Raw genomic sequence first — 7,860 nt, forward strand, 5'->3', positions numbered from 1 at the left:
TTCAGTCAAGCGCTCAAGATTCCCCTGACTCCACCGCTGAATCAGGGGAGGGCCCATGCCTGGTCGTAGACGCCCAGGTCGCTCGGCAACCGGACGCCGGGCGACGGCGGGCACCACCGCACTGCTCACGCTGCTCGCCCTCGTTCTGGCGGGCTGCGCGGGTTGCTCGACAAGTAGCGGATCCGACACCGTCGGCCACGGTCCCGTACGGCTGACCTTCTGGTCGGCGCTGCGCGGCAGTCAGGAAGTCGTCGACGAGTTCAACCGCACCCACGACGACATCAAAGTCGAATTCCAGCAGGTCCCCTCCGGGGAGCAGGGCGGCTGGACCAAGCTCAGCAACGCCGCGCGCGCGGGCAACTCCCCCGACGTGGCCACCATCGAATACCCCCAGTTGCCCGGCTTCACCATCGACGGCGTGCCCCGGGACATCACCAAGCTGCTGCCCGACTCGGTCCGCAAGAAGATCCTGCCGCAGGCGCTGGACCTCACCACCTTCGACGGGCGCACCTACGCCGTACCGGTGGACATCGAGCCGATGGTCTTCCTGTACCGCAAGGACATCTTCACCAAGAACCACATCCCGGTCCCCAAGACCTGGGCGCAGTTCGAGAGTTCGGCCCGCAAGCTCAAGCAGGCCCAGCCCCGGTCCCGGATCGCCAGCCTCTTCACCACCGGCGGCACCCTCTATATGGCGGGGTACGCCTGGCAGGCCGGGGCGAAGTGGTACGACACCGTCGGGGACACCTGGCAGATCTCCATGGACGACGCCCCCACCCGTAAGGTCGCCGGCTACTGGCAGCGGATGATGGACGACGACCTGGTGCGGGTGGAGCCCGGGTCCAGCCAGCAGTGGCGGGCCCATCTGCGCAGCGGGGAGACGGCCGGCTATCTGGCGGGCGCCTGGGCCGCGGGCTCGATGATGGCGTCCACCCCCGACGGCAAGGGCAAATGGGCCATCGCGCCGATGCCGCAGTGGGATCCGGCGAAACCCAAGGTGAGCACCCAGGGTGGCTCGACCTTCATGGTCACCAAGGACAGCCGGCACCCCAGGGAGGCCATGGAGTTCATCTCCTGGATGGTGACCAGCCCCGGCGCCCTGAAGGCCAAGCTCGCCAGCGGCGTCAGCAGCGCCTTCCCGTCCGTGCCCGGCCTGGTGCCGGTCGCCCGTAAGGAGATGGACACCAGCTACTACTCCGGCCAGGACATCTTCGGTCTCTTCCAGAAGGAGGCCGAGCGGATCGCGCCCACCTGGAAGTGGGGCCCGCGGATGACCTCGACCACCAGCTCCGGTGACGACGGGCTGGCGAAGGCGGGGGCCGGCAGCGGCGACATCCTCAAAGCCCTGCGCGATGCCCAGAGTCGGACGATGCCCGATCTGAAGAGCCTCGGCCTGTCGGTCACCACCCGCTGAACCCCCTCATCTCCCGTCTCACCCCGAGCCGCACCTCATCCCGCCTGAGCCGAGGTAATCCATGAGCACTGTCATGTCCTCGAAAGGGGCGGCGCCGCCATCGGCGGCCGCCGCCGGCCCGCCCCGCAGAACCCAGCGACGCCAGCAGAGGGTCGCCGCCGCCGTTCTGCTGACCCCCTTCACGGCGCTGCTCGTCGGCGTGTTCCTGGTCCCCGTCGGCTACGCCATCTACCTCAGCCTCTTCTCCGAGGACCACGAGGGGCTCGGCTTCGGCGGCGGGCGCACCGTCTTCACCGGACTGCGCAGCTATCTCTCGGTGCTGGAGGACCCCAGCTTCCTCTCCGGGTTCGGCACCATCGCCCTGTACTGCGTGATCTTCGTCCCGCTCGTGGTCATCAGCGCGCTCGCGCTCGGCCTGCTGCTCGACTCGGGCCTCGTCCGGCTGCGGCGGACCGCGCAGATGCTGGTCTATCTGCCGCACGCCGTGCCCGGCATCATCGCGGCCGTCATCTGGCTGTACCTCTACACCCCGGGGCTGAGCCCCGTGATCAAACTCTTCGCCCAGGCCGATATCACCATCGACTTCCTCGGTCTGCACACCGTGCTTCCGTCGATCGTCAATATCGCCCTGTGGAGCGGACTCGGCTACAACATGATCATCTTCTATGCCGCGCTCCAGGCGCTGCCGCGTGAGGTGATCGAGGCGGCGACCATCGACGGCGCCGGGGGCATCCGCACCGCGCTCCAGGTCAAGGTGCCCATCATCAGGGGCTCCGTCGTCATGGTGTGCATGTTCTCCCTGATCGGCGCGCTCCAGTTGTTCACCGAACCCATGCTGATGAACCAGGCCACCCCGATGGTCAACTCCCGCTTCACCCCCAACATGTACATCTACGACGCGGCCTTCCGCCGCAACAACTACGGACTCGCCTCCGCGGCCTCCATCATTCTTCTGATCGTCACCTGTGTCCTGTCGTACATCGTGACGCGCTGGTCGGGCCGCCGGGAACGGAGAGCGTGATGACCACGACCACACCCACCACCCCCGTGAACACCCCCCAGGGACCGCCGGCCAGACCGCTCGGCAAGCCCTTCGGGCGCTCCAAGCTGACCAGCCGTGGCATCGCCAACGCGGTGGTCCTGATCGCCGCCCTCTACACCATGCTGCCCGCGCTGTGGCTGGTGCTGGCGTCCACCAAGAACGCCGACGCCCTCTTCGGCAGCGACATCCTCTCCTTCGGCGACTTCTCCTTCGGCCGCAACCTCTCCGACCTGTTCTCCATGGACGGCGGACTCTACGGCGAGTGGTACGTCAACAGCCTGCTGTACGCGGTCGTCGGCGCCCTGGTCGGCTCGCTCATCAGCGTCGCCGCGGGCTACGCCTTCGACAAATACGAGTTCCGGCACAAGGAGAAGCTGTTCGGCCTCGTGCTCACCGGCGTCATGGTGCCGCCGACCGTGCTGGCCCTGCCGCTCTATCTGGTGGCCTCCAACATCGGCATGGTCAACACCTTCTGGTCGGTGTTCATCCCGGTGCTCTTCAACCCCTTCGGCGTCTATCTCGCCCGCCTGCTCAGCAGCGGCTATGTGCCCAACGAGGTGCTGGAGGCGTCCCGGGTCGACGGCGCGGGCGAACTCCAGACCTATGTGCGGGTCAGCCTGCGGATGCTCGGGCCCGGGTTCGTGACCGTCTTCCTCTTTCAGCTCACGGCCATCTGGAACAACTTCTTCCTTCCGATGGTGATGCTCTCCGACCAGCACCTGTATCCGCTCAGCCTCGGCCTCTACACCTGGAACAGCGCCGCCACCGTCTCGCCCGAGTACTACCCCCTCGTGGTCATCGGCTCACTGCTCGCCGTCGTGCCGCTGATCGTGGCGTTCGTGATGCTTCAGCGCTACTGGAAGTCCGGACTGACCGCAGGGAGCGTCAAGTGACCGACCCGCACCTCGCCGCCCGCCACCGCCCCCGGGCCGCCCTGGCCATGGCCGAGCGCTCCGCCCGGCAGGTGCTCGGATCCGGGAGTATGGACCGGCTCACCGAACTCCTCGACCTCGACCCCGGCCTCGTCCTCGACGACTTCACCACCCCGGCCGCGGGCCGCGCCCTCGCCGACGCCGAACTGCTGGTCACCGGCTGGGGCTGCCCGCCCCTGGACCGCCGCGCACTCGACGCCGCGCCCCGGCTGCGCGCCGTCGTCCACACCGCGGGCACCGTGCGCCACCACATCACCGACGCCTGCTGGGAGCGCGGTATCGCGGTCTCCTCGGCGGCCGCGGCCAACGCCGTACCCGTCGCCGAATACACCGTCGCCATGATCCTGCTGTCCAACAAGCGGATCCTGGACATCGCCCGGGACTACCGCGCCGAGCGGCGCACGATCGACTGGAACGAGCGCTATCCGGACGCCGGCAACTACCGCCGCACGGTGGGCATCCTCAGCGCCTCCGTCATCGGCCGCCGGGTGCTCGAACTGCTGCGCCCGTACGACCTCGACCTGCGGCTGTACGACCCGTATGTCACCGCTCAGGAGGCGCGGGAACTCGGCGCGGTCCAGGTCGGCCTGCGGGAACTCTTCGCCGGCAGCGATGTCATCAGCGTCCACACCCCCCTGCTGCCCGCCACCGAGGGGCTGGTCAGCCGGGAGCTGCTGGCCGCCATGCCGGACGGCGCCACGCTCATCAACACCGCGCGCGGGGCGGTGGTGGACCAGGAGGCGCTCACCGAGGAGCTGGTGGCCGGGCGGATCCGCGCCGTCCTCGATGTCACCGTGCCGGAGGTGCTGCCCGCCGCCTCACCGCTGTACGACTGCGACAACGCGCTGATCACCCCGCATATCGCCGGATCCAAGAGCGGTGAGCTGCGCCGGCTGGCCGACCTGGCCATCGGCGAGATCGAGAACTATGTCACCGGCCGCGACTTCGCCCACCCCGTACGACCGGAGATCCTCGACCGCTCGGCGTGAGAGGACGCGCCCTCTCACGCCCCGCGCCCCCAGGAGGCCCACCCCGCCATGCCCGAGCTCCCCTTCCTCCTCCCCGCCGACGACCGCACCCTCAGCCCCCACACCGGCTACACCCGCGCCCACTGGGAGGCCGCGGCGGACGGCATGCTGCACGCCGCCCTCCGCTACGCCACCCCCGGCCACGGCCTGATCGACCTGCCCGGCCCCCCGTCGAGGTCCGGGGTGCGCTCCGACGGGCTCGAAGGGTTCGCCCGCACCTTCCTCCTCGCCGCCTTCCGCACCGCCGGGGCCGCGGGCGAGGGCCAGCACGGCTTCCTGGAGCGCTACACCGCGGGCATCGCCCGCGGCACCCTCACCCCCGGGCGCGAGGACGCCGAGTCCTGGCCGGTGATCGGCCATCACGGCGCCCACGGCCAGCCCATGGTGGAGTCCGCGTCCGTGGCCCTGGGCCTGCGGCTGACCGCGCCGTGGACCTGGGAGGCCCTGCCGTCCGACGCCCAGGACCGCACCGAGGAGTGGCTGCGCGGTGCGCTGCGCCACCAGCCCGCCCCCAACAACTGGTATCTCTTCCCCCTCACCGTCGCCGGTTTCCTTCAGTCAGTGGGACGCGGTGACGCGGAGACGGCGCGCGCCATCGAGCGGGGGCTCGGCCTCCTGGAGGGCTGGTACGAGGGCCAGGGCTGGTACTCCGACGGCGACGGGCGGTCGTTCGACCACTACAACGGCTGGGCGCTGCACATGTACCCGCTGCTCCACGCCCATCTGGCCGCCGACCAAACGCTGCTGGACCGGCTCGGCCCCCGGCTGCGCACCTTCCTCGACGGCTTCTCGCTGCTCTTCGACGCCGACGGCGCCCCCATCCACCACGGCCGCTCCCTCACCTACCGCTTCGCCGCCGTCGCCTCGGTGGCCCTCGGCGCCCTCACCGGCCACACCCCCCTCGCCCCCGGGGCCACCCGCCGCGTCCTCAGCGGAGCGCTGCGCCACTTCCTGGACCGCGGGGCGCTGACCGAGGACGGGGTGCTGAGCCTGGGCTGGTACGGGCCGCACGCCGCGACCCTCCAGCGCTACTCCGGGCCCGGCTCGCCCTACTGGGCCGCCAAGGGGTTCCTCGGCCTGCTGCTCCCGCCCGACCATCCGGTGTGGACCGCCACCGAGGAGGCCGCGCCCGCCGAGGGCCCGGACCGGGCGGTGGCGCTGCCCGCCGCCGGGTTCCTCGTCCAGACCACGGGCCGGGACGGGCTGGTGCGGCTGCACAACCACGGCAGCTACAAGCTCCGCCCCTGGGAGGCCGAGCACGGACCCGCCGACCCGCTCTACGCCCGGCTCGCCTACTCCACCCGCACCGGGCCCACCAGCGCGGACAACACCCCCGACAACCACATCGCCATCGAGGTGCGCGGAGCGCGCAGCGCCCGGCTGCGCATCCACCCGCTGGCCGCGGGCCCCGACTGGCTCGCCTCCTCCCACACCCCCGCCTTCCCCGACGCCGGCCCCAAGGTGCCCTCGATGCGCGTCGACAGCCTGACCCTGGTCCGCGGCCGGCTCGAAGTGCGCGTCCACCGCGCGGTCGGCGTCCCCGCCGGGACCCGGATCCACCACACCGGCTGGGCCGTCGCACTGCCCCCGGGCTCCCCTGCGGAGACCGAACAGGGCGCCGAGATACGGCTGGACGGGGAAGAGGTGACCGGTCAGCTCCTCGGACTGCACGGCTGGGCGACCGCCACCGCGGTCCGGGCGCCGCAGGGCACCGCGTACGGGCCATGGGCCCTGGTCCCCGAACTCACCGGCACCGTCGGCGAGGACCCCGCCGGCACCCTCTTCGTCGCACTGGCCTCGCTCACCGGCGAACGCGACCCGGCCCCGCTCGCCGATCTCGCCACCGCCGAGGTGAACGGGCTCGCGGTCACCGTACGGCTGCCGGACGGCGAAGGCGTCGTGGTGGACTTCGGCGCGGGCGGCGCGCCCACCGTCACGGAGGCGGGCGCATGACGCGGCTCGGCATCTGCTCGGTGACGCTGCGCCGGCTCGACCCGGACCGGGTGATCGCCGCCGTGGCCGGGGCGGGCCTGGAGTGCGTCGAATGGGGAGGTGATGTCCATGTGCCGCCCGGCGACGAGGACACCGCCCGGCGGGTCCGCGACGCCACCGTGGCCGCCGGGCTCGCCGTCGCCTCGTACGGCTCCTACTACCGCGCCGGGCGGAGCGACCCGGAGGAGTTCGACGCGGTGCTGCGCTCCGCCGTGGCGCTCGGTGCCCCGCGCATCCGGATCTGGGCGGGCGCCACCGGCACCCGGCAGACCCCGCCCGAGGGGCGCCGCGCGGTCGTCGAGCACACCCGGCGCGCCGCCGCGCTCGCCGCGGACGCGGGGGTGGAACTCGCCTACGAATTCCACCGCAACACCCTGACCGACGGCGCGGACCACACCCTCCGGCTGCTGGACGAGGTGGACCGCGCGGAGGTCGCCACCTACTGGCAGCCGCCGGTCGACATGCCCGACGCCGAGGCGCTGAAGGGGCTGGACGCGCTGGGGGACCGGATCGCCGCGGTGCACGCCTTCTCCTGGTGGCCCGGGACCACCCGGCTGCCGCTGACCGCCCGCGCCCCGCTGTGGCGCAGCGCCTTCGAGCGGCTGCACACGCACCGCGCCGCGGTCTCCGGCGGTCCGCCGCAGGATGTCCTGCTGGAGTTCGTACCGGAGGACGACGAGCGGCTGCTGCCGCGGGAGGCGGCCACGCTGCGGGCGCTCGCCGACGTGTAGGGGGTGCCCGGGGGATCGCGCCTGCGGCGGGCCGCTCCCCTCCCCGCCCCTTCCCGAAACTGGGGCTCCGCCCCAGACCCCGGGCCGGGGTTGCGCCCCCAGACCCCGGCCGGCGCTCCGCCTCGAGCTCGGGGCGGGGGCTTCGTCCCCCAGACCTCGGACTGGGGTTCCGTCCCTGCCTTCCAGCCCCTCCAGGGGGCACCTCCCAGCGGTAGCTGGGGGAGTTTGAGGAGCGGGGTCTGGGGCGGAGCCCCAGTTGAGGGAAGGGGCGGGGAGGGGAACGATCCTCACCGGGGCGCGCGGGAGGCGCCCCCGTAGGACGTGCCCTCCTCGATGGTGCCGCCGAACTCGTCCCGGAGCCTCTCCATGTTCTTCCTGGGCGAGGACGACAGCACCCAGCGGTTGCCGACCAGATAGACCCCGCCGTACATCTGCGCGGTCTCCAGCCAGTCGCGCTGGCCCTTGGCGGTGACGAAGTCGAGGAAGACGAACTTGCCCTTGGCGCTCTCGCAGACGGCCTGCCGGTAGTCGTCCACCTTGGTGGTGAACTCCGGCTCGCACCCGGCGGCCGAGGCGAGCTGCTCCACCCGCGCGGCCCTGGGCGCGGCGCTCGCGCTCGGCCGGGCGGCGTTTCCCCCGGTCTCCGCCTTGGCGTCCGCCTTACCGTCCCCGCCGCCGCAGCCGGCGACGGTCAGCAGCGCGCCCACCGCCGCCGCGACCG

General features: G+C 71.8%; 7 protein-coding genes. 6 read left to right on the forward strand and 1 reads right to left on the reverse strand.

Features of this window, described 5'->3' with window-relative positions:
• Window positions 1-55: 55 nt before the first annotated feature.
• The 6 genes from KN815_RS23700 to KN815_RS23725 all read left to right on the forward strand — a co-directional run bounded on the left by KN815_RS23700 (window position 56) and on the right by KN815_RS23725 (window position 7,139).
• The gene (locus KN815_RS23700) at window positions 56-1,414 is read left to right on the forward strand and encodes an ABC transporter substrate-binding protein (protein ID WP_216343953.1); all 1,359 of its coding nucleotides are present in this window, start codon (window positions 56-58) and stop codon (window positions 1,412-1,414) included.
• Window positions 1,415-1,487: 73 nt separating this feature from the next.
• Complete coding sequence (locus tag KN815_RS23705) at window positions 1,488-2,435, forward strand: carbohydrate ABC transporter permease (protein WP_216343954.1); 948 nt, start codon at window positions 1,488-1,490, stop codon at window positions 2,433-2,435.
• Complete coding sequence (locus KN815_RS23710; RefSeq protein ID WP_078639216.1) at window positions 2,435-3,349, forward strand: carbohydrate ABC transporter permease; 915 nt, start codon at window positions 2,435-2,437, stop codon at window positions 3,347-3,349. The genes KN815_RS23705 and KN815_RS23710 overlap by 1 nt, the downstream gene beginning before the upstream one ends.
• Window positions 3,350-3,396: 47 nt before the next feature.
• Window positions 3,397-4,377, forward strand: coding sequence for a hydroxyacid dehydrogenase (locus KN815_RS23715; protein ID WP_216343960.1), 981 nt, complete (start codon window positions 3,397-3,399; stop codon window positions 4,375-4,377).
• A 48-nt stretch (window positions 4,378-4,425) separates the two neighbouring features.
• Window positions 4,426-6,369 (forward strand): DUF2264 domain-containing protein, encoded by a 1,944-nt coding sequence (locus KN815_RS23720; RefSeq protein WP_216343955.1) that lies wholly within the window; start codon window positions 4,426-4,428, stop codon window positions 6,367-6,369.
• Window positions 6,366-7,139 (forward strand): sugar phosphate isomerase/epimerase family protein, encoded by a 774-nt coding sequence (locus KN815_RS23725; RefSeq protein WP_216343956.1) that lies wholly within the window; start codon window positions 6,366-6,368, stop codon window positions 7,137-7,139. Before KN815_RS23720 ends, KN815_RS23725 begins: the two co-directional genes overlap by 4 nt.
• A gap of 287 nt (window positions 7,140-7,426) precedes the next feature.
• Here KN815_RS23725 and KN815_RS23730 read toward each other — a convergent pair.
• The coding region (locus KN815_RS23730) for a hypothetical protein (protein WP_216343957.1) at window positions 7,427-7,860 on the reverse strand (434 nt) is incomplete at its 5' end.

It is taken from the genome of Streptomyces niphimycinicus, assembly GCF_018883605.1.
In the GTDB taxonomy this organism is placed as follows: domain Bacteria; phylum Actinomycetota; class Actinomycetes; order Streptomycetales; family Streptomycetaceae; genus Streptomyces; species Streptomyces niphimycinicus.

Bases quoted from the DNA above. Each gene is read 5' to 3' on its own strand.
- KN815_RS23720 (WP_216343955.1), top strand. From the start codon at position 4,426: ATGCCCGAGCTCCCCTTCCTCCTCCCCGCCGACGACCGCACCCTCAGC.
- KN815_RS23700 (WP_216343953.1), top strand. From the start codon at position 56: ATGCCTGGTCGTAGACGCCCAGGTCGCTCGGCAACCGGACGCCGGGCG.
- KN815_RS23725 (WP_216343956.1), top strand. From the start codon at position 6,366: ATGACGCGGCTCGGCATCTGCTCGGTGACGCTGCGCCGGCTCGACCCG.
- KN815_RS23705 (WP_216343954.1), top strand. From the start codon at position 1,488: ATGTCCTCGAAAGGGGCGGCGCCGCCATCGGCGGCCGCCGCCGGCCCG.
- KN815_RS23710 (WP_078639216.1), top strand. From the start codon at position 2,435: ATGACCACGACCACACCCACCACCCCCGTGAACACCCCCCAGGGACCG.
- KN815_RS23715 (WP_216343960.1), top strand. From the start codon at position 3,397: ATGGCCGAGCGCTCCGCCCGGCAGGTGCTCGGATCCGGGAGTATGGAC.